The 25,973-nt window shown below is 55.3% G+C and carries 25 protein-coding genes; 12 read left to right on the top strand and 13 right to left on the bottom strand.

The annotated features are described in order from the left end of the window. The first annotated feature begins 120 nt into the window (after window positions 1–120). The 3 genes from trpS to DY252_RS01680 all read left to right on the top strand — a co-directional run bounded on the left by trpS (window position 121) and on the right by DY252_RS01680 (window position 2,131). Complete coding sequence (gene trpS / locus DY252_RS01690) at window positions 121–1,122, top strand: tryptophan--tRNA ligase (RefSeq protein WP_008888734.1); 1,002 nt, start codon at window positions 121–123, stop codon at window positions 1,120–1,122. Window positions 1,123–1,438: 316 nt separating this feature from the next. Further along, window positions 1,439–1,627, top strand: a complete 189-nt coding sequence (locus tag DY252_RS01685; protein ID WP_082923366.1) for a type II toxin-antitoxin system HicA family toxin — start codon at window positions 1,439–1,441, stop codon at window positions 1,625–1,627. Window positions 1,628–1,735: 108 nt separating this feature from the next. Further along, entirely contained in the window at window positions 1,736–2,131 is a 396-nt protein-coding gene (locus DY252_RS01680) for a type II toxin-antitoxin system HicB family antitoxin (protein WP_064787905.1), read from the top strand. Window positions 2,132–2,220: 89 nt separating this feature from the next. Here DY252_RS01680 and DY252_RS01675 read toward each other — a convergent pair whose 3' ends face one another. Together DY252_RS01675 and ribA are read right to left on the bottom strand one after the other, a co-directional pair. After that, window positions 2,221–3,705, bottom strand: a complete 1,485-nt coding sequence (locus DY252_RS01675; protein ID WP_064787906.1) for a hypothetical protein — start codon at window positions 3,703–3,705, stop codon at window positions 2,221–2,223. A gap of 143 nt (window positions 3,706–3,848) precedes the next feature. Beyond that, window positions 3,849–5,006, bottom strand: coding sequence for a GTP cyclohydrolase II (gene ribA, locus DY252_RS01670; protein WP_064788289.1), 1,158 nt, complete (start codon window positions 5,004–5,006; stop codon window positions 3,849–3,851). A gap of 406 nt (window positions 5,007–5,412) precedes the next feature. Here ribA and DY252_RS01665 point away from each other — a divergent pair, with 406 nt between their 5' ends. Then, window positions 5,413–6,102, top strand: coding sequence for a response regulator transcription factor (locus DY252_RS01665; protein ID WP_008888737.1), 690 nt, complete (start codon window positions 5,413–5,415; stop codon window positions 6,100–6,102). Window positions 6,103–6,332: 230 nt separating this feature from the next. Here the strand turns inward: DY252_RS01665 and DY252_RS01660 are convergent, their stop codons facing one another. Continuing rightward, a complete protein-coding gene (locus DY252_RS01660; RefSeq protein ID WP_064787907.1) occupies window positions 6,333–7,028 on the bottom strand; it encodes a YggS family pyridoxal phosphate-dependent enzyme in 696 nt (231 codons plus the stop codon). 69 nt (window positions 7,029–7,097) lie between these two features. Between DY252_RS01660 and DY252_RS01655 the strand changes: the two genes are divergently transcribed. Both DY252_RS01655 and DY252_RS01650 read left to right on the top strand, forming a co-directional pair. Then, a complete protein-coding gene (locus DY252_RS01655) occupies window positions 7,098–7,748 on the top strand; it encodes a thiamine phosphate synthase (RefSeq protein WP_064787908.1) in 651 nt (216 codons plus the stop codon). 18 nt (window positions 7,749–7,766) lie between these two features. Next, window positions 7,767–8,987, top strand: a complete 1,221-nt coding sequence (locus DY252_RS01650; RefSeq protein ID WP_064787909.1) for a glycosyltransferase family 9 protein — start codon at window positions 7,767–7,769, stop codon at window positions 8,985–8,987. An 87-nt stretch (window positions 8,988–9,074) separates the two neighbouring features. Here the strand turns inward: DY252_RS01650 and DY252_RS01645 are convergent, their stop codons facing one another. After that, window positions 9,075–10,142, bottom strand: a complete 1,068-nt coding sequence (locus DY252_RS01645) for a porin (RefSeq protein WP_064788290.1) — start codon at window positions 10,140–10,142, stop codon at window positions 9,075–9,077. Between the two features lie 488 nt (window positions 10,143–10,630). Then, window positions 10,631–11,707 carry a porin gene (locus DY252_RS01640; RefSeq protein WP_064787910.1) on the bottom strand — a complete coding sequence of 359 codons (1,077 nt, stop codon included), beginning with the start codon at window positions 11,705–11,707 and terminating at the stop codon, window positions 10,631–10,633. Window positions 11,708–11,964: 257 nt separating this feature from the next. On the opposite strand from DY252_RS01640, the gene DY252_RS01635 reads away from it, so the two are divergent. From DY252_RS01635 to holA, 4 genes are read left to right on the top strand one after another with little or no spacing between them, the layout of a single operon-like run. Further along, window positions 11,965–12,534 carry a DUF3576 domain-containing protein gene (locus DY252_RS01635; RefSeq protein WP_064787911.1) on the top strand — a complete coding sequence of 190 codons (570 nt, stop codon included), beginning with the start codon at window positions 11,965–11,967 and terminating at the stop codon, window positions 12,532–12,534. A 5-nt stretch (window positions 12,535–12,539) separates the two neighbouring features. Then, window positions 12,540–13,205 (top strand): hypothetical protein, encoded by a 666-nt coding sequence (locus DY252_RS01630; protein WP_064787912.1) that lies wholly within the window; start codon window positions 12,540–12,542, stop codon window positions 13,203–13,205. Beyond that, window positions 13,202–13,708 carry an LPS assembly lipoprotein LptE gene (gene lptE / locus DY252_RS01625; RefSeq protein WP_064787913.1) on the top strand — a complete coding sequence of 169 codons (507 nt, stop codon included), beginning with the start codon at window positions 13,202–13,204 and terminating at the stop codon, window positions 13,706–13,708. Before DY252_RS01630 ends, lptE begins: the two co-directional genes overlap by 4 nt. A 59-nt stretch (window positions 13,709–13,767) precedes the next feature. After that, on the top strand, window positions 13,768–14,799 hold the full coding sequence (holA, locus tag DY252_RS01620; RefSeq protein ID WP_064787914.1) for a DNA polymerase III subunit delta: 1,032 nt from the start codon (window positions 13,768–13,770) through the stop codon (window positions 14,797–14,799). A gap of 257 nt (window positions 14,800–15,056) precedes the next feature. Here the strand turns inward: holA and DY252_RS01615 are convergent, their stop codons facing one another. The 7 genes from DY252_RS01615 to DY252_RS01585 all read right to left on the bottom strand — a co-directional run bounded on the left by DY252_RS01615 (window position 15,057) and on the right by DY252_RS01585 (window position 22,654). Next, on the bottom strand, window positions 15,057–16,280 hold the full coding sequence (locus DY252_RS01615; RefSeq protein WP_064787915.1) for a ParB/RepB/Spo0J family partition protein: 1,224 nt from the start codon (window positions 16,278–16,280) through the stop codon (window positions 15,057–15,059). Continuing rightward, window positions 16,277–17,101 carry a ParA family protein gene (locus DY252_RS01610; protein WP_064788291.1) on the bottom strand — a complete coding sequence of 275 codons (825 nt, stop codon included), beginning with the start codon at window positions 17,099–17,101 and terminating at the stop codon, window positions 16,277–16,279. The genes DY252_RS01615 and DY252_RS01610 overlap by 4 nt, the downstream gene beginning before the upstream one ends. A gap of 14 nt (window positions 17,102–17,115) precedes the next feature. Then, window positions 17,116–17,751, bottom strand: a complete 636-nt coding sequence (gene rsmG / locus DY252_RS01605) for a 16S rRNA (guanine(527)-N(7))-methyltransferase RsmG (protein WP_064787916.1) — start codon at window positions 17,749–17,751, stop codon at window positions 17,116–17,118. Window positions 17,752–18,258: 507 nt separating this feature from the next. Then, window positions 18,259–20,160: a tRNA uridine-5-carboxymethylaminomethyl(34) synthesis enzyme MnmG gene (mnmG, locus tag DY252_RS01600; protein ID WP_064787917.1), complete on the bottom strand. Its 1,902-nt coding sequence runs from the start codon at window positions 20,158–20,160 to the stop codon at window positions 18,259–18,261. A gap of 144 nt (window positions 20,161–20,304) precedes the next feature. Next, a complete protein-coding gene (gene mnmE / locus DY252_RS01595; RefSeq protein WP_064787918.1) occupies window positions 20,305–21,678 on the bottom strand; it encodes a tRNA uridine-5-carboxymethylaminomethyl(34) synthesis GTPase MnmE in 1,374 nt (457 codons plus the stop codon). 377 nt (window positions 21,679–22,055) lie between these two features. Further along, a complete protein-coding gene (locus DY252_RS01590; RefSeq protein ID WP_064787919.1) occupies window positions 22,056–22,379 on the bottom strand; it encodes a (2Fe-2S) ferredoxin domain-containing protein in 324 nt (107 codons plus the stop codon). Between the two features lie 14 nt (window positions 22,380–22,393). Next, window positions 22,394–22,654 (bottom strand): DUF6489 family protein, encoded by a 261-nt coding sequence (locus tag DY252_RS01585; protein ID WP_008888754.1) that lies wholly within the window; start codon window positions 22,652–22,654, stop codon window positions 22,394–22,396. Window positions 22,655–22,995: 341 nt separating this feature from the next. On the opposite strand from DY252_RS01585, the gene DY252_RS01580 reads away from it, so the two are divergent. Then, complete coding sequence (locus tag DY252_RS01580) at window positions 22,996–25,035, top strand: thioredoxin domain-containing protein (RefSeq protein ID WP_064788292.1); 2,040 nt, start codon at window positions 22,996–22,998, stop codon at window positions 25,033–25,035. Between the two features lie 3 nt (window positions 25,036–25,038). Beyond that, on the top strand, window positions 25,039–25,527 hold the full coding sequence (locus DY252_RS01575; protein ID WP_064787920.1) for a methylated-DNA--[protein]-cysteine S-methyltransferase: 489 nt from the start codon (window positions 25,039–25,041) through the stop codon (window positions 25,525–25,527). A gap of 16 nt (window positions 25,528–25,543) precedes the next feature. Here DY252_RS01575 and DY252_RS01570 read toward each other — a convergent pair whose 3' ends face one another. Further along, window positions 25,544–25,936: a VOC family protein gene (locus tag DY252_RS01570; RefSeq protein WP_064787921.1), complete on the bottom strand. Its 393-nt coding sequence runs from the start codon at window positions 25,934–25,936 to the stop codon at window positions 25,544–25,546. Window positions 25,937–25,973 lie beyond the last annotated feature (37 nt).

Genomic DNA, 25,973 nt, shown 5'->3' with positions numbered 1-25,973 from the left:
ATCGGGCCAGACCCTAAACTCGCGCGCTGTTTGCTTGCATGCTCGTCCGCCGGCGGGTGTCCAAAACCTGGCGGAGTATGCAGGCCCTGTTAAACATAAATTGAAATGGACGACGACGTTATGGAACGTGTGTTTTCGGGCGCTCAGCCCACCGGTAACCTTCACCTTGGCAACTATCTTGGCGCGATCCGCAACTGGGTCGAATTGCAGAAGAAATATGAATGCATCTTCTGCGTGGTCGATATGCATGCCATCACGGTCTGGCAAGACCCCAAGGAACTGCGTTCCAACATTCGCGAACTGGCCGCCAGCATGATCGCTTCGGGCATTGATCCGGAAAATCAGGTGCTGTTTAACCAAAGCCAGGTTTCCGCCCATGCCGAACTGGCCTGGATCTTTAACTGTGTCGCGCGCATCGGCTGGATGAACCGTATGACCCAGTTCAAGGAAAAGGCGGGCAAGCATCGTGAAAACGCGTCACTCGGCCTTTACGCTTATCCAAGCCTGATGGCGGCTGACATTCTGGCCTATAAGGCGACCCATGTACCGGTCGGCGAAGACCAGAAGCAGCACCTTGAACTGGCACGTGACATCGCGTTGAAATTCAACACCGATTACGAGGTCGAAGGCTTCTTCCCGCAGCCCGAACCGCTGATCCTGGGTCCGGCAACCCGTGTGATGTCGCTGCGTGACGGTTCGAAAAAGATGTCAAAATCCGATGCGTCCGATATGTCGCGCATCAACATGACCGACGATGCCGAGACACTGGCCAAAAAAATCCGCAAGGCAAAAACCGATCCGGAACCGCTGCCAAGTGAGGTCGCCGGTCTTGAAGGCCGCCCGGAAGCCAAGAACCTGATCACCATCTATGCAGCGCTGACCGACAGTACGGTCGATGCAGTTCTGGCAGAACATGGTGGCACCCAATTCTCTGGCTTCAAACAGGCACTTACCGACGTGGTTGTCGAAAATCTGGCACCGATCACCGAGGAAATGGCACGGCTCAAGGCCGATCCGGCCTATATCGACTCTGTACTGGCCAAGGGTGCGGAACGTGCCAACGCCATCGCCCAGCCGATCCTCAAAGAGGTCAAGGAAATCGTCGGTTTCCTGAACAGCTGATCGCATCAAAGCATCTGAACATCAATAAGCCCGCCGGTGTAAACCAGGCGGGCTTTTTTTGATTCGGTACTTTTGGTCAAAGCCCTTGATGTCGACTACTTGATGCTTGAAACCAGTTGCGCCCCCGTCAATCGAACAATCTTCTAACGGTCTGTTTAGGTACCGACCCGTACCATTAGTGGCACAAGACTTTTCGCTCAAGATGTGCAGTATGCACACTGTTCTTGACACGAGCAAAGATGTGCGATATACACATCTTTGCTCGTGTCCGCGCCAAACTCAGTCGGCTTAACCTTGTTCATGAAACAGGACCGATATGAGAAGTAGCGATATCCTCTTCATTCTAGAGAAATCTGGATGGATTCATGTCAGGACTACAGGAAGTCATTGGCATTTTAAGAAACCAAATAATCCCAACCTCGTAACGGTGGTACATCCGCGTAAGGACAATCCAATTCGTTATATAAAAAAGTTGGAAAAACTCTCTGGGGTGTCGCTTCTTTAAGCGGCACCTTCTTTACGACTAACTTTGGTGATTTGCAGATTACTGTGATGCAGTACTGAACATGACCAAAAATGAATTCTTAGATGAGAACGTTGAAAGGGTGTCGATATGGAGCGGAATTTCACCGCATACATCCTTAAGGACGGTGACGGTTACACCGTTGTTTTTCCTGATCTTCCAGGTTGCATGTCAGTGGCTTCGACATTTGATGAGGTATACAACAATGCCCGCGAAGTGCTTCCTGCCTTTCTGAATGTAATGCGCGATGAAAAAATGGATATTCCCGTACCCACACCTTTTGAAAATTCCGTCGTAGACCCAGAGGATGCCGACGCAGTTGTCGGAAAGCTTTTGATTCCGGCCAAAATGCCAGGACATATGGTTAGAACCAACATCACAATTGATTCCTATCTTCTTGAAGCAATCGACCGCATTACCACTAACCGTTCCGCGTTCTTCAATGAACTCGCTGAACAGGAAGTGAAGCGCCGGATAACAACTTAGCAAGGCCTTAAAGTTTAAATCATTTGAGCCCGTGACCGCATAGGTGCGGGCTTTATTTCGTCTAGGTTAAACCTTCAACTCTGATCGGCCTAAATTGAACTTCCCGGCGTATGGGGCTTCTGTTGCATGGCCTGATATTTCTTCAGACCATCCATCATCGTCTGGCTGAACCATGCACCCACCGGCGCATCGCCATTCAGGTGATCAGATGCCTGCTGCAAAAGCGGATGGTCCGCTGGCGCGTCAGCAGCCGGTGCACTGGCGGGAAGGGGCGATCCACCCTGATCTGAATTGGCAACATCATATCCGTCATGGGTATTTGCCGGGCGATCATCAGCCACCGCATTACTGCTGGCAACGGCATCTGCCGCCATGGTTTGTGCCTTGTCGCGGCCAAGGGCGGCGTTAAAGCGGGCTGCCATTTCGGCCGCCGACAGTGGTGTGCCATCTGGCGACGTCGTCTGTATTTCGCTGGCCTTGCGTTCTGCGGTCTCGGCCTTCACGGCATTCAGTTTGGCGTATTTGGCTTCGTGGGCCGCCATTTCAGCGGAAATCGCGAAACCAGTGGTCTGGCGGCTGACCCGGCCGCTGCTGGCGGCGCGCGCCCAGACGGTATTGGCGTCACCGGTGCTGGTGACCGGGCGGCGCGCGGTTTCGGTTACCGTCGAATTGGATGCGACGGTCCGGTTAAAGGCAGATACCGGGTTCGCCGTTCCCGCCGATGCCATGGCAACGGTCAGTTCTGCCGGATCGGTTGAGGGTGTGGCAGATGCCGAAGCAAGTTCTGCCTCAGGCTGTTTTGATGCTGCACTTTGCGCAGCTTGTGCAACTGGCGAGGCATTCTGTGTGTTCTGCGCAACTTGCGCGCCCTGCGCACCTTGTGCCCACGGCACATTCAAATCAGAGGCCTGAACGCCCGTGCTGCCGGGTGCGGCATTCGATGCCAGCATGGCCTGATCAACCGGGGCCGTTGGTGCGGACTGGACAATGGTGGCCTGTTCGGCCGGGCTGACGGATTGTGATTGCGGGCCGGTCATCCAGGGCAGAACCAGATCGCCCTGATAGGCGCCATTTTGCGCGACCGTGGTTGCCTGATTGGTAGCCGCGTTCGCATTGCCTGCATCGGCCACCGCCGTGCCATCATCAATGCCGCTGCCGCCAAACCCGTCTTCGACCATCGCCATGAAGTGGGTGCCGGTATCGTCGCCTGTGACCGCATCGACCACGGCATCAATCGCTGCCCCGGCAAGGCCAAACACCCCGCCAAACAGGCCACCGCCCGCGACGCGCGCGCCATTGCCGATCTCATCGCCGGTGAGCGAGCGATAAATCATCCCGACACCGGGAATATGTTGCAAAGGATTGATCACATCGAGGAAATCGGTGAATTCAAAGCCATCCTCGCCAAACATATATTGCGAGAATGTCCGGCCTTCGGCCGTGTCAGAAAGCTGGTCGGCAGCATTGGACTGGGCAAACTTGCCGTTTGCCGCACCATTTGTGCCACCTGCACCGCCCGCGCTACCAGTTAGGCTACCGGGCGAAATTTGCCGCCAATTTTCACCAATCGACATGTCTGTCCTCCTCTTGCCAATAGTTTTGCAAAAGGAGTGCCAGTTTTAACGCGCGCTAACGCTTTGAATTATCGTGATTTTCTTGGGAAAGAATTTCGCCAGACTTGCCTGTCGGAATCTTCTGCCGGGTAGCATCGGCACATTTAAAACAGGTGGCCTGCCCGGTCCTTTTTGGTCTGCAGATAAAACTCGTTATGACCATTGGACGGGAATTTATGCGGGACACGCTCGGAAACCGTGACACCCCAGCTTTCAAGCCCGGTCAGCTTTTCGGGGTTATTGGTCAACAACCGCACACTTTCAAAGCCCATCTGACGCAGCATTTCGGCCGCCGGGCGATAAACGCGCTCATCGGCGTCAAAGCCAAGTTCCTCGTTGGCATCAAGGGTATCAAACCCGCGATCCTGCAGGGCATAGGCGCGCAGCTTGTTCACAAGCCCGATGCCGCGCCCTTCCTGACGCAGATACAGCACAATGCCGCCCTGCCCGCTTTTGGCAATTTCCGAAATGGCACCGCGCAGCTGCGGTCCGCAGTCACAGCGCAGCGACCCGATCAGATCGCCGGTAAAGCATTCCGAATGTAGCCGGATCAGAACCGGTTTGTCCTTGGCCGGTTCGTCAATAACGATGGCGAGATGTTCCTGCCCGCCATCTTCCGGGCGAAACGCAATCACGGTGACGTTTTCGGCATCTTCAAGCGGTACGCGGGCTTCGCTGACCTGGCGAAGGGATGCGGCCGAGGCATTTTCATAGCCATTGATGCTTTCGGACTGCAAAACCAACAGGTTCTGGGCGCGGGCAAGGGTTTCAAGCTGATCGGCACTGACCGGCACCGTCACAACCGCGGGCAATAACCGCGCAAGCTTTGCCAAACGAATGGCGGCATTTTCCGCCATGCTGATCGGTCGCCACTCGCCCGCGGGCAACGCATCAAGATCAAGCAACGGATTGGCGATTTCACCCAGACGGTTCGCATCCACATCAGATTGGCCGTCGCTGACAAAGGCCACGAACGGGTCATCCTTGGCCGTCTGACCAAGAGATTTGGCCCGCACGCGCGGCAGGACGATTGCCGGTGCGGTGTCACTGCCGGCGATGTCACACAGACGTTGCAGACCATGTTGTGACAGCGGTTCGGCGGCAATCACCGCGACATTGTGGGCTTCGCCATTGTCATGCCCCTGAACCAGGACGATCTCGCCACGGCGCAAATCTGCCACGGCGCGGGAAACCGTTACCAGATCGGTTGCCGGGATCAGATTGCTGTCATTTTGGGCCGTCACGGCAGAGCTTTGGGTCATCGGCATCTTGTCTTTGTGATCACAACATCGCGATCCGGTGGCTATGGGGCTGGATAAAGACCCGGTTTAATTCATATAAGCGCATCAGGCGATGCGAACCTGCTTGGTCGGTGATGCGCAAAATCGCAGGAAGAAGCACATCTTTCAAGATTTTACGACACGACTTGGCGGACAAATCGCCCCTACTACCTAATCCGGTTGGGCCGGGAGTTAAAGGACCAAAGCGAAAACAGTTTGTTCTTGAAAATAGAACTTAAGACACTGATCCTATGAGGCAGCTTTGCGATACTTCATGCATATATGGCGCTCCGGCGTCGAAAGCGCCACAAAAACAGGCCAGTAAAATCAAGATCAGGCAAAGATCCCCATCACGTGTGCGGATCTGACAAGCAGCAAGGGATGGTGAATGTCGACAGGTAAACAGGTTCTGGTGGTTGAGGACGATGCAGCGCTCAGCCAGTCTTTGACGGAACAGCTCAGACTTCATGAAGATTTCGAATGCGTGGTCGCCAACAGTGGCAAGGAAGCACTCGATCTTGCCAAGGATTCCTACTTTGATGTGATCCTGCTTGATGTTGGCCTGCCGGATATGGATGGCCGCGATGTCTGCAAACTGATGCGGCGCGCCAATGTCAAATCGCCGATCATCATGCTCACCGGCGCCAATAGTGACTCTGACACCATTCTGGGCCTGGAATCGGGCGCCAATGACTATGTCACCAAGCCGTTTCGCCTTAATGTGCTTTTGGCCCGCATTCGTGCGCATATCCGCCAGCATGAACAAAGCGAAGATGCCGTCTTTGTCATCGGCCCATACAGCTTCCAGCCCAGTGCCAAGATCCTGATCGAAACCGCGACCGAGAAAAAAGTCCGCCTGACGGAAAAGGAAACCTCGATCCTGAAATTCCTGTTCCGGGCGGGCGACAAACCGGTCAGCCGTGAAACATTGCTGGACGAAGTCTGGGGCTATAACGCCGGCGTGACCACCCATACGCTTGAAACCCACGTGTATCGCCTGCGTCAGAAAATCGAAAAGGATCCGTCAAACGCGGCGATCCTGATTACCGAACCGGGCGGTTACAAGCTAATTCCCTGATCAGACACTGATTTTATCGCCTGCAAAAAGAAAATCCCGCTGATGCGGGATTTTTTTGTCACAGATTGGCTTGGCGCGCGTCTATGTCCTTATGCTGATTATCCACAGGAAGGCGCGTTTCACGTAAACACGCGCCAAAGACGTGAATCGAACCTCAAACTGAGCCCATTTTGCAGTTTTTTGGCCCCAAAATCGGATTTAACACCGAAATATCGGCCATTTTTACATGATCAATAGCCTCGGGACCCAAAAATAGCTGTCCCAACCCGCACATGGGTCGCACCAAACCGGATTGCGGCCTCGTAATCACCGCTCATCCCCATGCTTTTTATTTTCAGACCATGACGATCGGCGATCTTGCCCAGCAGGGTGAAATGCGGGGCCGGTTCCTCATCGACCGGGGGGATACACATCAGGCCAATGACCGGCAATTTAAGCTCTTCGCGGCACATCGTAATAAAATCATCGGCATCCTTTGGCGCGATCCCGGCCTTTTGCTCTTCCTCGCCGGTATTGATCTGAATAAACAGATCCGGGCAGGTGCCGGTTTTATCTCGATGCTTGGCCAGCGCATTGGCAAGCTTCGGGCGATCCACCGTTTCGATCACATCAAACAGCGCGACCGCATCCTTGAGTTTGTTGGTCTGAAGCGGCCCGATCAGATGCAGCTCGATATCGGGAAACTCGGCGCGCAATCCAGGCCATTTTCCCGCAGCCTCCTGCACACGGTTTTCACCAAACACCCGCCTGCCATCCACAAGCGCCTTACGCACATGATCGGCATCGTGGTTCTTGCTAACACAAACCAGCGTCACATCACCCGGATCGCGATCGGCGGATTCGCATGCCGTATTGATATTGCTCTGGATTTCGGCAAGCTTGGCGGCAACATCGGTTTTGTCAGATGACAGATCATGACTGCTCATGGAGGGTGGTCCTTCATCGGTAACGCATTCAGGAACGGCAGGTATAGCTGCCAAGTCGGGAGTGTATCAATGGATAAGGCCCTGTTAAAGCAGGCACGCAGGCTCAATCTGCGCAATGGTGGCCCGAACTGCCCGATTCCACCGATTATCCTGATGACCGATGATCAAAGACTGCCAGATCCGGAACCCGCCATCCGCGCCCTGCCCCGCGACAGCATGGTCATTTTTCGTCATTACGATCATCCCAAACGGGCAAAACTTGGTGCACGCTTGCGCACGATCTGCCGTGCAAAGGCCATCCCCTTTCTGGTCGCCAATGACGTCGCGTTGGCACTGAGGCTTGATGCCGACGGGATGCATTTCCCGGAATACCGTGCACTTACCGATCCGGGTATTTATCGCCAAATCCCGCAGGATTTCCTGCGAACCTCTGCCTGTCACTCCGCGCAAACACTCCGTCAACTCGCCCTGCTTCCGAAGCATATTCGCCCCGTTGGTGTCCTGATATCCCCGATTTTCCCGACCCAAAGTCATCCGGGCGCAAATCCGATGTCACTTTCAGATATCCGCCAAATTTCAAGGATGTGTCACATGCTCGGCATCACGCCGATTGGGTTGGGTGGGATCACCGCGCAAACAATCGGAAAACTGCGGACTTCCGTACTTGCCTCCATCGCCGGGATCGGGTTTTCTGGTGCCAGTCACACGCCATCCACTTGACCGGAGTTCTCCCGCACAATGCCCCGGGCCCCACACCCATCACGCAAGACTTTTACCCGTTTTGCCTCCAAACAGCCTTTTCAGTTTGGCCTGCCAAACGTCAGCGCAAACCTTTCCCAGACGTCGGATAACAGCCCGATCTATTTCACGCGGGCGACATCCCTGCTGCGCCGTCAAATTCTGGCAACCGCACCGGGCGTCAAGATCAAGTCGGACAGTTACCGGTTTCAGGTCGTGCCACGTGAAGACTGGTCGGAACAGGATTTTTCAAACAAATCGGTTCTGTTTCTGATCCCGGATGATGCGCTGGGCGATTGTGTTGGCATGGCGCTGTTTTTCCGGGCGCTCAAACAACGGTTTGGCGATATCCGCATCGGGGTGCTCAACAGTGGCAGCGCATCGGATATCTTTGCACTGATACCTGATATCGAGATTTTCCAGTTGTTTATCTCATCCACCCAGCTCAAACGCTTCGATCACGTGATTGATCTCAGTGAAATGGAAGGCTGGCGTGATATCGCCACTATGCCCGTCAATCCGGAAGAGGCGCTCTGTGAGGCCTTTGGCATCCCTCCGCTCCCACTTGAGAAGCGACAGCTACCAAAGGGAACACGACTTAAAGTCGGGATTGTCCCAATGGCATCCTCACCGTTACGAACCTTGCCCCCCAAACTGGTCAGTGAAGTCACAAAGATGCTGACCAACCGAGATTGCGACGTCACCCTCGTGCTGAATGCCTATCAGGGCGTGATGAAAGCCTACAAGGCCGCCCTCGGTCCGCTTGCGGGCGACAGCATTCGGGTTGTCGATGGCTTCAAGACGATAGGCGATCTGGTCAAATTTGTCGGGGAGCAGGATTACCTCGTCGTTGCCGACAGCGGGCCCGCCCATATTTCCAAACTGTTCCAGACGCCGGGAATTGGCATTTACAGTTCCGCAGACGCCAAAACGCTGCAGGGCCGACATGCGAATTTACGCGCCTGGCAAAGTGATTTCACGGGACCGTATTGCAGTGCCCCCTGCGGGCTGGCAAAACTGCGCGCAACACCTGATGGTAAGATCGGCTGTATGGGTAGTCTTGGTCTGCCGATCAGCGCACTGCCAGACACACCGGAAAAAAGTGACCCCGAACTGGCCCGTGCATTGGTCACAACCAAGCCAGTGCCTTGCGTTGCCAAGTTGGAATCGGACATTCCAGCGATATGTGACGTGATATCCCAGGACCTTGCCCAAGCCTGATCCGACTGAATAAATCGGCTCGACAATCAGGCAAAAAGAAAGGGTGGCCAAAGCCACCCTTTCAAAGCCTTGAATAATTCCGAAGAATTAGAAGGTCAGCGCAATACCTGTAACGGCACCATAACCGTCGTTGTCTTCTGCACCTTCGACTTCGTTGTCGAACCAGAAGACAGACGATCTCCATGCAATGCCTGCACCAAGGGTGTAAGACAGGCCAAGATCAACCTGGTTCAGTTCACCTGCACCGGTACGGCCGCCTGAGGTGCTGCCATCGCCATAGTCAGCATAACCATAGGTCAGGGACACAGCTGCTGCATCCATTGCGTAGGATACACCAAGATCGAACTGGTCGGTGTCGCTTACACGTGCGGACTGACGTTCGTTACGACCATAGTCGTCTTCGGTGTGCGAGTAGGAACCACCGATGGTGAAGTTGGCAATACCAACATTCACACCACCGCCATAAAGGTTACCTTCGGCCCAGTTTTCACCCATTGCAGAAACGCCGAGCGATACACCGTTGAAGTCGCCGGAATATTCAAGACCGACAGAAGCGATGTTGTCGCCATCACCAGCGGTGTCGTCATGGTACCCGCCGATCGAACTGCCCGATACATCGGTGTCGAACGAACCATTGCGACCACTGTCATCCGCAAAGGATACACCAGCACGGAAACCACCGATGCTCGGGGTATAGTAAGTTGCACGGTTCTGGTCACCTGCACGCGAACTGGTATCGATCAGGTAAGAATCGACCCAGATTGACAAGTCGCCATCGTTGACGCCGACCGGGCCAACAGCCGGAGCTGCAAGCTGCATGGAGTCAGCTGCAGAGTCGTTTTTACCGAGTTCCAGACGACCGAAGCCACCGTTAATATACAGGTACTGTTCGTCGATCTGGTCAGAGGAAGTTTCACCTTCAAGTTCGACAACAGCACCAACTTGGATACCGTTATCTAGGGTGGTTTCACCGGTGAAGTGAATTTCAGTGTTGGACTGGAAAGCATTTTTACGCTCACCAACATCCTGGTCCGCTACACCAACCCACTGGTTCATGAAACCGCCAACCGAAAGCTGGATCGGCTCGGAAGCATGTGCGGAACCCGCAGCAGCAACAGCGACAAGCGCGCTGGAAGCAAAAAGAATCTTTTTCATCATTACCCTCGAAGAAAAACGTTTCGGGATGACAGGATCAGGAATAATCCCGCCGATCTCACGGGAATGATAAAGCCAGCGTAATGACCTCTGGTCAACAAAAGTAAATGACCAATGGTTATTTATTTCACACAGCGTTGCACAATTGCCACACTTGTTTCCATAACGCCGTTACACAGCGTTCTCCACCCATTTGCACACAGAGCAAACATATCTATCGCCATTATATGACCGGAAGTCACTTTTATGGAGAAGTAGTATATTGCACTGGTCGTAACCCTGGGCCGCTCTTGCTTGTATTCCCAATCGAGCTAATGAGTCTTGCCCCTAGTCCGGCAGAGAAACAAAAAAGAGACTTTGCGACAAAAATCAATCAGCTGCCTAGGTTCAGGACTCAAACTGCCGGCGATCAAAGGCGCTTATTATGCAAACAATAAAAAAAGGGGTGGCCAAAGCCACCCCTTTCGCCTGTTTCAAATTCCGAAGAATTAGAAGTCGAGACGCAGACCGGTAACAACACCGTATGCATCGGTTTTGTCGCCACCAGAAACGTCGTCTTCACCCCAGAAGAGGGACGAACGCCAGGAAACGCCTGCACCAAGAGCGTAACGGAGACCAAGGTCAATAGCCTGGGTTTCAGTCGGATCAAGGGTTGCGGTATCACGACCATCATCCTGGTAAGCATAGGACAGGGAGATGGAAGCGGCATCCATTGCGTAAGCGACGCCGAAGTCGAATGCATCGGTGTCACCACCGCGATCAGAAGCCGCATCTTCGGAAATACCGTAGTCATCTTCGATGTGACCCCAAGAAGAACCAACGGTGAACGCACCGAAGCCAACATTGGCACCAACGCCATACCAGTTGCCTTCGCCGCGGTTTTCACCTTCAGCCGAAACGCTGATGCTGAATCCGTCGAAGTCGCCGCTATATGCAACAGCAGCGGAAACGATGTTCATGCTGTCGCCAGCAGAATCGTCATTATAGCCACCTACGCTGGTTACAGTGCCGGTGGTCGAAGTGGTCGCGTCGAACGTACCGTTGGTGGTAGATTGGTCAGCGTAGGAAACGCCAGCCTGGAATCCACCGAAGGACGGGGTGAAATAGGTTACGCGGTTCTGGTCACCAGAGGAAGGAACAGTATCGATCAGCGAAACGCTGTCGGTCCATGCAGTCATGTCACCATCGTTCACGCCAACCGGGCCAACAGCCGGAGCGGTGATCGACATGGAGTCAGCAACAGAGTCGTTTTTACCGATTTCAAAACGACCGAAGCCACCGCTAAGATAGAGGAACTGCTCGTCGATCTGATCGGTCGAAGTTTCAGCTTCGAGTTCGATGTGCGCGCCAACCTGGATACCGTTATCAAGGATGGTTTCGCCATCGAAGTAAACTTCGGAATCAGACTGGAAGGCATTTTTCGCTTCACCGGTGTCGGAATCAGCAAAACCGGCCCACTGCTCCATGTAACCACCAAGCGACAGAGTGATCGGCTCGGAAGCCTGTGCGGCACCTGCGAAACCGAAAGCGGCCATCGCGCTACCAGCAAGAAGAATCTTTTTCATCTTTTCCCTCAACGTCTTTGCATGCGTTTTACGCAACAAATGTATTTGGACAGCTTTTACTGCCCGGTTCGGGAATGATGGAGCCACCAAAGAGCAGCGAAGTCAACACGCGCTGTTGCCGAAAAAGCACAAAACCAATCAACTGTTGTAAAAAAAACACACTCGTTTCCTTTGCCCCAAAACGAATTGCCGCATATATTGCCGCATATATTGCTGTCCAACGCGAATTATCAATTGCTAACCGGGGTAGAACAGACGTGCGTAATTCTATATTGAAACTCTCGGCACTTTGCTCACTCGTCGCTGTGCTCGCTGGCTGTGCCCCGGGCACCCAGGCTGATTATGACAGCTATCCCGGCTCCGCCCCAGGCGATCAAAGGGTCGGAACCGAAGGACGGGCTGCGACAAAAGCAGATGTAAAAGAGCGCGGTGGTCTGTTTGGCGGAGATGGCCTGAATATCTTTGGTGGAGAAGAGAAGAAAGAAGGCCCAGGATCAGGGATTGGCGTCAACAGCTTCTTGTGGCGCGCGACACTTGATACCCTGTCATTTATGCCGCTAAACTCTGCGGACCCGTTTGGCGGCGTCATTATCACAGACTGGTACACGCCACCCGAATCTGCCGATGAACGTTTCAAGCTGACCGCTTATATCCTTGGAACCGCTCTTCGTTCAGACGCGATCAAGGTTTCGGTCTTCCGTCAGGTAAGTGTCGGACCCAACCAGTGGCAGGATGCCGTGGTTGAACCGGGTACCATAACCTCCATGGAAGACGCCATCCTGACCCGCGCCCGTCAGCTGCGCATTGACAGCGCAAATGCCCAATAAGGCTGATGTCGCAAGACACACTATATATATCGCCTGAATACAACCCCCACTCGCTACAACGCGACTGGGGGTTTGTTGTATCGGCAGAACGACATGATGTTTTTGCGGTGATACCAGAGAGTCTTGCGACGATTCGCACTGCACTCTACTGCTCAGTTGTTGCGGCATCGCCACTGGATTTTTCGCCACCCCCCGCACAGCCCTGTCGGCCGGCCAAGGTCACAACCGACGAATCAGTGGGCAATGGCGAGCAACTCTATCAGGAAGTCGGGTTCGATATTATGTCACTCGCGTTGCTGGCCGATGTGCCTGCCCACCGACCCTTGCACCTGACGCAAAACAGCCTGATTGGTCATTGGCGTTGGTTACGTGACGTTTGGCGTGTGGGCTCGTCGCGCCCAAATTGTAGTGTAACCATGCCCGCCCAACAGAACGCGGTGACAGAGGCATTACGAAACGGCAAAAATAATCTCGCCATTGCCGAGTTGCGCAATCTGTTCAAAAAGGTGCAGCAGAATCCGGACAATGCCGGACTATACATTTCTTTCCTGAACAGCCTATCTCTGTTTTGCCCTTTTATCGCAACCGAACTATTGTGGCGCCAGGGCCGGATTGAGCATGATCCGATCGACCGGTCCCGGAAAAAATATAAAGAAGGTAAAGTTGAATGACATTGCGCGCGGCTCTTCCGATTCTTGCACTTGTGGCCCTGACAACGCTCGGCGCCTGCGGATTTCGCCCGCTCTATGCCACAACGGGTGATGACTACAACACCGCAGCCAATATGGCCCAGGTAAAGGTCGCCCTGATCAATGACCGTGTCGGCCAACTGACTCGCAATGCCCTGCTTGAGACCCTGACCCCGCGCGGTCAAAGCGCAACCCCGCTTTATGACCTGAAAGTTACCCTCAGCGAATCGACAAGTGAGCAAGGTTTTACCAAGGATAACGAGGCAACGATCGCCGATTACCTAATCCGTGCCAATTACGAACTGGTCCGCCGATCCGATACCAAGGTCCTGCGTAAAGGCTCGGTCCGTGCACGCACCAGCTACAACATCGTCGATTCGGACTTTGCCAGCCTTGAGGCCGAAGACGCCGCCCGTGGTGACGCCGCTCACAACCTTGCCCAGCAGTTGGCAAATCAGGTCGCAATTGGTCTACGCTCGCAATAACTGCCCTATCCAAACCAGACACGTTCAAACTGCATTCCATAGGAACCACAAGGCGCATCATGAAGCTCAAGGCAGCACAGGTTGAAAACTTCTTGCGCGCCCCGGATGCCAAGGCGCAGCTCATCTTGATTTATGGCGAGGACGAGGGCCTTGTGCGTGAACGGGCGACCAAACTGGCCAAAACCGTGGTCGAGGACCTCAAGGATCCCTTCCGCGTGATCGAGCTTGGCGCCGCACAGATTAAGGAAGATGCAAGCCGCCTGCGCGACGAAGCCGCCGCCATCAGCTTTGGCGGCGGCCGCCGTGTGATCCGACTCCGCGATATCGGTGACGCACAGGCGCCGGTGATTGCCGACTTCCTCAGTGATCCGGCCGGTGATGCCCTGATTGTCATTGAGGCCGGAAGCCTTCCGACTCGCTCAAAACTGCGTCAGGCGGTTGAAAAGGCCGGCAATGGCATCGCCCTGCCCTGCTATGCCGATGGCGCACGCGATATTGAGGCCCTGATCCAGTCGATCATGGAAGAACACAAACTGCGCATTGACCGCGATGCCACAAGCTATCTGGTCGCCAATCTCGGCTCGGACCGCATGATTTCACGCAGCGAGCTTGAAAAACTCGCCCTTTATGCGCTTAAGGACGGCCAGGTCACACTGGCCGATGCCATGGCCTGTGTCGGCGACAGTTCCGCCCGCCACTATGATGATGTCATTCAGGCCGTCTCACAAGGCAATGTGGTTAATCTTGATGCCGCCCTGACCCGCCTGGTCGAAGAAGGCCTCAACCCGGTCGGGGCTTTGCGCATGATGATCAGCTATTTTCAGAAGCTTCATCTGGTCAAGGGACAGATTTCCCAAGGTACCAGCGCCGACCAAGCGATGAAGTCGCTCCGCCCGCCGCTGTTTTTCAAGGCCGCAGATCAGTTTCGCGCCAATCTGAATTACTGGGCGGTCAATAACCTGCAGCGTGCCCTGCAAATCCTGCTGGAAGCCGAAAAGGACTGCAAAAGCGGCTTGGCGATCCCCGAAACCATCGCCCATCGTGCCATGATCAAGGTCGCGGTCGCCCGTCAGAAACAGGTCCGGCGCTAACCGCCTAATGCCTCTTCCGGCCATATGTACCGATTCGCGGCGCGACACCCTATATTCATCCAACCCCAAAAAGATAGGCATGCCGCTTCATGCGACATGCCCACTTAAAGATCAGATCTTTTCAAAGAATGACGGCGTTGTGGCTTAGAGAATCCGCTTTACCTCAACAGTTCCACGGCGTGCTTTCGCGTCTTCTTCCTTAAGATTTTTCAGCTGATTGATCTTTTCGCGATCAAGATCCTTCATGCTGGTTCTGGTTACGGCTTTTTTCCGATGCCATCCGTAACCTCCTCAAGCACGCCCTCATCGACCTCTTCCTGCTCAATCGGCATGTCGCCCTCGGGCTCGTCATCATCCATCAGGCTATCGTCCAAAGCGTCAAGATCGCGCCCGCCATCGACAACATCGGCAATCGATTCGAGCTCGCTGGTCAGCGCATCCTCGTCTTCGTTTTCAATATCATCAACCGATTCGACCTCAAACTCGTCGTCTTCGATAAACATCGAATCGAATTCGTTTTCATCCGGGCTACTCACACTCTCCTCGTCCTCAGTCATTTCCGCAGCCTTGCCATGGGTCAGGCGCTGCAGGATGTCATCAAGCTGCTCAAGCGTTTCATAGCGGATCGAGATCTTGCCCGCCGATCCGTCAAAGTCGATATTGACCGCCAACCCCAACATGTTGCTAAGGTCACGTTCCAGAGACACCGTATCTGGGTCTTTCTCGATCGAAGACCGGCCCGATGATTTCTTCGGCCGCGCAGCCTTGCCGCCATCCGTTTTCACAAGCTTTTCGGCCTGACGGACATTCAAACCTTTCTTGACGATCTGGGCCGCAAGCTCGACGGCATTATCCGCACCAAGCAATGCACGCGCATGGCCGGAGCTTAAAACCTTGTCTGAGAGCATCTGCTTGATCGGTGAAGGCAGGCCCAGCAAACGCAGGCTGTTGGCAATGTGGCTGCGGCTTTTGCCCAGTGCCTGACCAAGCGCTTCCTGCGTATGCGAAAACTCGCTCATCAGGCGGTTATAGCCTTCGGCCTCTTCCAGCGGCGACAGATCCTGACGCTGCAGGTTTTCAATCAGGGCAATTTCGGCGGTTTCGCGATCATCAAATTCGCGCACCAGCACCGGCACTTCATGAAGCTGTGCCCGCTGCGCGGCACGCCAGCGGCGTTCCCCGGCAATGATTTCGTATTTGGTTTCACCGGTCGAGGACGCACGTACCAGAATTGGCTGAATGATGCCCTTTTCCCGGATCGAGGCTGCCAGATCATCAATCGCGTCATCATCAAAATTGATGCGCGGCTGGAAAGGCGACGGTTTCAGATCAGTGATCGCAATATGCTGCGTCGTCCCGCCCGGTCCCGGGTTGGCTGCGACCGCGTTATCGCCACTGGCGGCGACGGCAACTTCTTCGTCCTCTTCCCCCAGAAGTGCAGACAGTCCCCTGCCCAACCCGCGTTTTTTTGCTTCGCTCATGCTTTCACCCCTTCGCGTTTCAGGACTTCGCTCGCAAGATTCAAATAGGCCCTTGAACCCGGGCACTTCATATCATAGACCAGCACCGGTGTTCCGTGGCTGGGGGCTTCGGAAACGCGGACATTGCGCGGGATCACCGTGCGATAAACCACATCCCCGAAATAATCGCGCACATCATTGGCGACCTGAGCCGACAGGTTGTTGCGCTTGTCATACATGGTCAGCACAATGCCCTGAATCTCAAGATTCGGGTTAAACGCCTTCTTGACCCGCTTGATGGTGCGCACCAGATGGCTGACCCCTTCAAGGGCAAAGAATTCGCATTGCAACGGCACCAGAACCGCATCGGACGCCACCAGCGCATTCAGGGTCAAAAGACCCAAGGATGGCGGGCAATCAATCAGGACGTAATCCACATCCTGCGGCAATTTGCCAAGCGAATCTTTAAGCTGTGTCTCGCGCCGTTCAAAATCAACCAGCTCAATCTCCGCCCCCGAAAGATCCATGCCCGACGGCACGATGCTCAGCCGCGGGATCGAGGTTTCCTTGCGCGCCTCTTCCAGGGTATTGCCGTTGATCAGCACGTCATAGGAACTGATTTCCCGGTCGGATGGACGCAGCCCCAAACCGGTACTGGCATTGCCCTGCGGATCCAAATCAACAATCAAAACCCGCTGGTTCACAGCCGCCAGTGCGGTTGCCAGATTGATCGTCGTGGTGGTCTTGCCCACACCGCCCTTCTGGTTGGCGACTGCGATGATGCGTGGACGATGGTTTCCATCCCCAGCCTTGGCACCCTCTGATTTCGTCGACAGCGGCAAATCAATAACATCCGTCACCGGCCCACTCCTTTTAAGATCATCACAACACCGTCCGGATCGACCAGGCTGGCATGCGTGGTTACATCAAATGTCCAACCGGCATCGCGTGCGTCCGCCAGTTCATCCTCAAAGGCACGTCCCTTCAGCAGCACATAATGGCCGCCGTCTTTCAAATGGCGCTGCCCCATTTCCAGAAGCTTGGGCAAGGGGGCAAAGGCCCGCGCCGTAATCACATCGGCCTGCCGTGGGGCTGCCGCCTCGATCCGTTCGCGGGCAATTTCAGTCTGACCCAGCACACCACACACCCGGGCGGCTTCCATCAGGAAGACCGTCTTTTTGGTGTTGGATTCCATCAGGGTAACGTTATTGGCGCCAAGAATCGCCAGAACGATGCCCGGGAAACCGGCACCCGATCCAAAATCAACGATTTTGCCGGTTGCGGCGATGTTCTGAAGATACGGCCAAAGCTGTGCAGAATCCTGTAAATGACGTCCCCAAACGTCTTCTGCCGTGCTGGCGCCAACGATATTGATGCGCGGCTGCCACTTCACGACAAGGTCTGCATAATGGTTCAGCCGATCCAATGTTTCACGTGAAACATTCAAATCCTGCTCAAACCATGTTTTTACGGGTGTGGAAATTGTCTGCATGTTTGAGTTATAGGCCTTGCCCAAAAAACACTCCAGTCTTGATTTTTATGCTTTTGTGTTTTTGGCCGCGTCGGATGCGATAAAACCGGAATAAAACACATCGAATGTTTCACGTGAAACATTTCCACGTTCAAAACGAATCTTCCCAGAACACTTTCACCGAATATTCGAGGAAATTGGTCACCTGATCCTCTGCCGAACGCCGAGTCGGATACGCCCGCGCGGTAAAACAGGCGCGACTCGGCGGAGGCTGGGTGCTGCGTGGGGATGTGAATGTAAACCTGATTACTCTGCCACTCCCCTACGCCTGGTGACCCGCGCGGGCATTTCAACGCCGCAAGCTCAATCGCATCCCATGGCGACATCACTGCCATGTCGCCAAGATGACGATGCCCGACAAGACAACACCCGGCCGATGGTCTGGCCGGGTGTTCGATCAGGATCAATTGCGTCTGGTGAGGACACTTTATATATAGTCTCACTCGGTGCTGCCCGAACGGCGGTTGATCAGGCGGTGTGGGTTACAGCCGCGCTCTGATGCTTGTGGCTTTTGATGTGGCCCAGCAATGCGGTGACAGCTGCCGGGGTGACACCCGGAATACGCGACGCGGCACCGATGGTTTCCGGCTGAATTTCTTTGAGCTTAAGCTTGATCTCTGCCGACAGGCCACCGACCTTATCGAAATCAAGACCACGTGGCAGACGCAATTCCTCGTCGCGGCGGAACGCGGCAATGTCAGCCGCCTGGCGATCGAGATAGCCTTTATACTGGGCATCAATCGACACCTGTTCCTTGATCGCCGGATCAAGCGCGCCCAACCGCGGCCAGACCTTGGTCAGGGTATCGAAGTCGATATCGGGATAAGCCAGCAGGTCATACGCCGAGCGGCGCACGCCATCCTGATTAATCTTGATGTCGAACTTGGCCAGACCATTCGGTGTTTCGGTCAGCTCGGAAACTTCTGCCTTGGCCGCATTCAATGCCGACTTCTTGGCATCCCAGGCCTGTTCGCGGGTCGATGCGATACAGCCGATATCAAGACCGCGATCGGTCAAACGTTGATCGGCATTATCAGCCCGCAGCATCAGGCGATATTCAGCACGCGAGGTAAACATGCGATACGGCTCGCGCGTGCCAAGGGTGACCAGATCATCGATCATCACACCGATATAGGCATCCGCACGATCGAGAACAAATTCACGTTCCGTCCCACCCGCAATCAGGGCGGCATTCACGCCGGCAATCAGCCCCTGCCCGGCTGCCTCTTCATAGCCGGTCGTGCCATTGATCTGTCCGGCAAAGAACAGGGCCGCGACCTTTTTGGTTTCCAGCGTATGGCGCAACTCGCGCGGATCGACGAAGTCATATTCCACGGCATAACCGGGACGGAAGATCTCGACCTTTTCCAGACCCGGAATGGTCGCCAGCATGGCCAGCTGGACGTCTTCGGGCAGCGAGGTCGAAATGCCATTTGGATAGACGGTTGGGTCATCGAGGCCTTCGGGCTCAAGGAAAATCTGGTGCTGATTTTTCTCGGCGAAGCGCACGACCTTGTCTTCGATGGACGGGCAATAGCGCGGACCGCTGCTTTGGATTTTGCCGCTATACATCGGCGCACGGTCGAGATTGGCCCGAATGATTTCGTGGGTCGCTTCTGTCGTCCAGGTCAGGTGGCAGGGAATCTGCGGCACCGTGATTTCCTTGGTCAGGAAGGAAAACGGATCGGGCGGTGTATCGCCCGGCTGTTCCTGCAAGCTGGCCCAATCAATGGTTCGGCCATCAAGACGGGCCGGGGTTCCGGTTTTCAAACGTCCTAATCGGAATTCGTATTTCGCCAGTGTTTCGGATAGGCCCGTTGCCGGGGCATCGCCCATACGACCGGCCGGCTCGGATTTTTCGCCAATATGGATCAGACCATTGAGGAACGTACCCGTGGTCAGCACCACCGCCCCGGCCGTGTATTCGGCCCCATCACCGGTGACGACGCCTTTAACGCGGTTGTTGTCATCAATGATCAGGTCCTCAACCCCGCCTTCGAGGATGGTGAGGTTTTCCTGCTCCGCCAGGATATCCTGCACCGCCTGGCGATACAGCTTGCGATCTGCCTGCGCACGCGGCCCACGGACTGCGGGGCCCTTGGAACGATTGAGCATACGGAACTGGATACCCGCGCGGTCAATCGCGCGGCCCATCACACCGTCAAGCGCATCGACTTCGCGCACCATATGCCCCTTGCCCAGACCGCCGATGGCCGGGTTGCACGACATTTCCCCGATGCGATCCGCACGGTGCGTGACCAGTGCCGTGGACGCGCCCATGCGCGCAGCGGCAGCGGCGGCTTCGCATCCGGCATGACCACCGCCGACCACGATGACGTCAAAGCGGTTATTTGGCACGTTCTGTGACATCGACTTCCTCACTCAATCCCCGCTGCTTGTCACGCGGCGGGTGTGAACCCTGTTTGGTTCGAATAGGTGTATATGGTCAACCTTGTGACGAATGTTTCACGTGAAACATTCTTGGGAGACAAGTCTAACGACTCTTCCCTAACTCTATTTACCGATACAGAAATCCCCGAAGATAATATCAAGCAAATCTTCCACATCGACGCGTCCGGTAATCTTGCCGATTTCGCGGACAGCAAGGCGTACATCCTCGGCCGCCAGTTCTGCGATATCGGTCTGCAATCCGCGATCCAGATGATCGCTGGCACTTTCAAGTGCCCGCCGATGGCGCAGCCGTGTCAGCGGCACGGGCCCGGCAAAATCGAGCCCCTCTTTTACGCGAGTCTCCAGCAGTTGCAAGAGGCTTTCCATCCCCTGCCCGGTCATGGCCGATATGGCTAAAACGGGAAGCTCCAGCGCCCGCCCGTCGACCGACGTTCCCTGCCAGCTTGCCGGAATGGCGCTGCTATCGGTCGCATCGACCTTGTTGATCAGGATCAGCGTCTTGTCATCGATCAGGCGGGCAGCCTCCGGATCGATATTCGGCCAGTCATTGCGATCAATCACCACCAAACGCAGATCGGCATTTTCCGCCCGCTCCGTCGCACGACGCACACCTTCTGATTCAATCACATCCCCGCTTTCGCGCAGGCCTGCGGTATCGACCATGGTCACCGGGAAGCCGCCCAGATCAAGATGCACTTCAATCATGTCGCGCGTGGTGCCGGCGATCTCGGACACGATGGCAGCATCACGCTGGGCCAGACGGTTGAGCAGGCTCGATTTTCCGGCATTGGGCGCACCAAGGATAACGATCTGGAACCCTTCACGCAGGCGCTCACCACGGCGGTTATCGGCCAGATGGCGCTTGACCTCGTCATTTACGGCCCGCAAATCACCGTGCACCACCGGCACGATGCCATCGGGCAAATCTTCGTCTGGGAAATCAATATCGGCTTCGATATGCGCCAGCGCCTTCATCAAACGCGCACGCCAGCCTTCATAAAGCGTCCCCAGCTCACCTGCCATCTGGCGCACCGCCTGACGGCGCTGGGCGGCGGTTTCGGCGTCAATCAGATCGGCGATCCCCTCGGCCGAGGTCAGATCCATCTTGCCGTTTTCAAACGCACGCCTTGTGTATTCGCCGGGGTCGGCCACGCGCAATCCGTCCTGACGTGACAGGCAATCCAGCACTCCTTCGATCACGGCGCGCCCACCATGGACATGCAGCTCCACCACGTCCTCGCCGGTAAAGCTTGCCGGGCCTTGGAAATAGATCGCCACCGCATCATCAAGCCGCTCATTGCTTTGCGGATCACGGATCGGGGCATAGATCGCATGGCGCGGTTTGGGCATGGTATCGCGGCCGAGCAACGCACACAGCACTTCGCCCGAACGTGGCCCGGATAATCGGATCACGGCAACACCGGCACGCCCGGCGCCGGAGGACAGGGCAAAAATGGTTTCTCGGCTGGCAATCATGGCGGATCCGTCAGTTCTCAATGTGTGCTGTTGCGTGGCAGAGGAGGATATCGTCCAGACAGCCCCAAAGGTCAACATATGGCAGAAAATAACCAACAGGGGTTTAATGAGCTTTGTGTTGGTTGCGCCGACCTTTCGGGGCGTTATTGGCACGACCATTGCCCGATCATAGACCCCCGCCTGCGCGGGGGTGACGATATTGCTGGGGATTGCAGGCGGCAGCTGGATATCGTTTCTGCTGCGGGCATCCAGCCTTATCTTAAGCCAAAATGCCTGAAAGACCCGTCATTCCCGCGCAGGCGGGAATCTATGTGCAGTAGGGCATAAAAAAACCGGCCACGCACATGTCACGGGCCGGTTTGTTTGAAATCTGTTGCCTATTGATCCGGGGTAAGCTTCAACCGTTCAACCACCTGCCCGCCGATCAGATGGTCATTGAGGATCTGATCGATATCTTCCGTCGTCTCATAGCGATACCAGGTGCCTTCGGGATAGACCACCATCACCGGGCCCAGTTCGCAGCGATCGAGGCATCCGGCGGTATTGATCCGGGTCTGTGGCAGGCCAAGTTCCTTGGCGCGCACCTTCATGTAATTGCGAAGTTTGGTCGCGCCCTTGGAATTGCAGCACCCGCGTTCATGGCCGGCGGGGCGTTCGTTCTGGCACACGAAAACATGTGCCTGATAGTAGTGTTCACGCATGATATCGGGTCTGCCTAGCCTTTGTCCTTGTCACCGGTACCGCCGGTACCCGCATTGAACTGGCCCCAGAAGGCTTTCTGAAGCTGTTCCCAGTTCTGAATGCCCTGTGGCAGCCAGGTATTGAGCATGGTTTCCGGATCCATCGCCGCCAGGTTGGCTTTCATGCGGTCTTCGATATCTTGCATCATCGCCTTTTGCATCGGCTGAACATCAGGAAGACCAAAGAAGGTCCGTGCCTCTTCCGGCGTGCAATCAATGTTCACGGTTACTTTCATCGCCCTGGTCTCCTGATCTGTTTTGTTTTTGGTCTCTGTCACTTTATGTGACTGGCTGTTTGCATGGCTGGCCCATTATCCCCACCAGAACCGCCTTCGCAATCACAATAACGCCAAGCTGCCCCTACCATATGGGAAGCAAGAGCATGCGGCGACCGCAACTTTCACAATATTGCGATAAAAGATTTCGGCCATTTACCTTTATGAATGAGACCATAACCCTTAGAATCACGCCAACAGCCTTATAAAGCATTGCCAGCACTGATGACTGGCGCGTGATTGCAGATCGCGCTACCGCAAACGATAAAGCCATCGGCTTAATGGATGGCACAGGACACAAAATGGAACTCGCACGCAACAATCTTGGTTCGGAAACCAGCCCCTATCTTGTTCAGCATCGCGACAACCCGGTGCATTGGCAGCCCTGGAGTACCGAAGTTCTCGCCAAAGCCAAGGAATTGAACAAACCGATCCTGCTGTCGGTCGGGTATGCGGCGTGCCATTGGTGCCATGTCATGGCGCATGAAAGCTTTGAGGATGAGGGTATTGCGGCCCTGATGAACGATCTGTTCATCAATATCAAGCTCGACCGCGAAGAACGCCCGGACCTTGATGCGCTTTATCAGAATGCGCTGGCCCTTCTGGGCCAACAGGGCGGCTGGCCACTGACGATGTTTTTGACCCCGGATGGCGAGCCGTTCTGGGGCGGGACCTATTTCCCCAAGGAAGCGCGCTATGGCCGGCCGGGATTTGGCGATGTGCTTAAGACCGTCGCCAAGATTTACACTGAGAAACCCGATGATGTCCGCCACAATGTCAGCCAGATTTCCAATGCGCTGATCAAAATGAACAGTGCGGCAGTTGGCGCGGTCCCCAGCCTTGAGATGATTGACCGCTGCGGCCATGGCTGCTTGCAGATCATGGACGGGGAAAATGGCGGCACATCCGGTGCGCCGAAATTCCCGCAGCCGAGCCTTTTGTCCTATATCTGGCGCACCGGTGTGCGCACCGATGATGACGGGCTGAAACGCATCGTCAAACACAGCCTGAATCGCATGTGCCAGGGCGGCATTTATGATCATCTGGGTGGCGGTTTTGCCCGCTATGCCGTCGATGACCAGTGGCTCGTGCCGCATTTCGAAAAGATGCTCTATGACAACGCCCAGCTGATTGATCTTCTGTGCGATGTCTGGCGGGTTGATCCCAATCCGCTTTATGCCAAACGGGTCGAGGAAACCATTGGCTGGATCTTGCGCGAAATGCGTATTCCCGGCGGCGCCTTTACCGCAAGCCTGGATGCCGACAGCGAAGGGGTTGAAGGCAAGTTCTATGTCTGGTCAGAGGATGAAATCGATCAGATCCTTGGCGCGGACGCTGACCTGTTCAAGAAATTCTATGACGTTTCCAAGGGTGGCAACTGGGAAGGCCATAATATCCTTAATCGCACCGCATCGGGGCTCGAGCTTACCGATGCTGCGACCGAAGAAAAGCTGGCCGAGCTTCGGGCCAAGCTTCTGACCGAACGGGCAAAACGCATTCGCCCGGGCTGGGATGACAAGGCGCTGACCGACTGGAACGCCATGACCATCGCCGCCTTTGCCGAGGCGGCGATGACCTTCCACCGCGCCGACTGGCTTGATTATGCCAAGCTTGCCTATGGCTTTGTCATCAACACCCTGATGAAGGGTGACCGCTTCCTGCACAGCTATCGCGATGGCCGCGTGCAGCATGCCGGGATGCTTGAGGATTATGCGCATATGATCCGCGCGGCCTTGAGGCTTTATGAATGCTTTGGCGAGGATGCCTATCTTAATGAAGCCATCCGGTGGTCGGCTGCGGTCGAAACCCTGTTTGCCGATGCCAAGGGTGGCTATTTCCAGTCGGCATCGGATGCCAGCGACCTTGTCGTGCGCCAAAAACCCTTCATGGATAATGCCGTGCCATCGGGTAATGCGATCATGGCCCAGAATCTGGCCAAGCTTTATGCCCTGACCGGCGATGCGCAATACCGTGATCAGGCCGAAATCACCCTTGCGGCCTTTGGCGGGCGGATCAGCGAGCAATTCCCCAACATGCCGGGGCTTATGATGGCAGCCGAAATGCTGCAAAACCCGGTGCAGATCGTGCTGATCGCCAAGGAGCGCAGCCAGACCTATCTTGATATGCGGCGTGCTATTTTTGGTGCATATCTGCCCAACCGGGCGATCACGATCCTGTCTGATGGTGATCCCCTGCCCGATGGCCATCCGGCCCAGGGCAAAACCGCGATTGACGGCAAGGAAACCGCCTATATCTGTCAGGGGCCGGTATGTTCGGCGCCCGTCACAGGCGTCGAAGAACTGACCGAAATGCTGGCAGATTTGCCAGCCACGGCGGCCTAGCCAATGCCGCAAATATCGCTCAACAGCCCTGTCGGCGCAATTACGGTTTTCGCCTTTGAAGATCAAATTGTTGCGCTTGACTGGGGATTTGTTGACGAGATTGAAAGCACACCGGTGCTGGAAGAGGCAAAAAAGCAGCTTACCGCCTATTTTGAAGGTAAGTTGACCAGCTTTGATTTGCCGCTGGCCCCGGATGGCACGGATTTCCAGAAAACCGTCTGGCAGGCGATGTGCAAAATCCCGATGGGCAAGACAGCGACCTATAAGGAACTGGCGACCATGGCCGGATCGCCCAAGGCATTTCAATCGGTTGGCACGGCATGCGGCCTTAACCCGATCCCGATCATCATTCCGTGTCACCGTGTTCTGGCATCGGGCGACAAACCGGGCGGCTATTCCGGCCAAGGCGGGCTTGAGACCAAACGCACGCTTTTAAAGATCGAGGGTGTGGACCTACCCCTGCCCAATGATCAGGGCGACCTTCCATTATAACCTTATTTTCAATTACTTAGTCTTCCGCGTAGCACACGGCTTGCAGCTTGTTGCCATCCGGATCACGGACATAGGCCGCGTAGTAATTCGGGCCATAGTGTTCGCGCAGGCCCGGTTTGCCTTCATCCATGCCACCATTTTCAAGCGCTGCTGCGTGAAAGGCATCGACCATGTCACGTTGGTCTGCCTGAAACGCGATATGGGTGCCATTGCCCCAAGTTGCCGGGCGGCCGTCTGCCGGGCTGTAGATATAAATCGTTGGCATCTGACCATCGCGCTCATACGCCAGCGGCTTTTCCGGCGGTTTTGGCAATCGCTCAAAGCTCAGCGCACCGAGAACGGCGTCGTAAAACTTCGCTGAGCGAGCCTTGTCATTGGTTCCGAGGGTGATGTGGCTGATAACCGTCAATGCTGTTTCCTTCCTTATGAACGGGTCAAGCGTGTCG

The sequence above is a fragment of the Thalassospira indica genome (genome assembly GCF_003403095.1).
Taxonomy (GTDB): Bacteria; Pseudomonadota; Alphaproteobacteria; order Rhodospirillales; family Thalassospiraceae; genus Thalassospira; species Thalassospira indica.
Note: the sequence above shows the minus strand (reverse complement) of the source record. Positions and strands in the feature narration are given on the sequence as shown.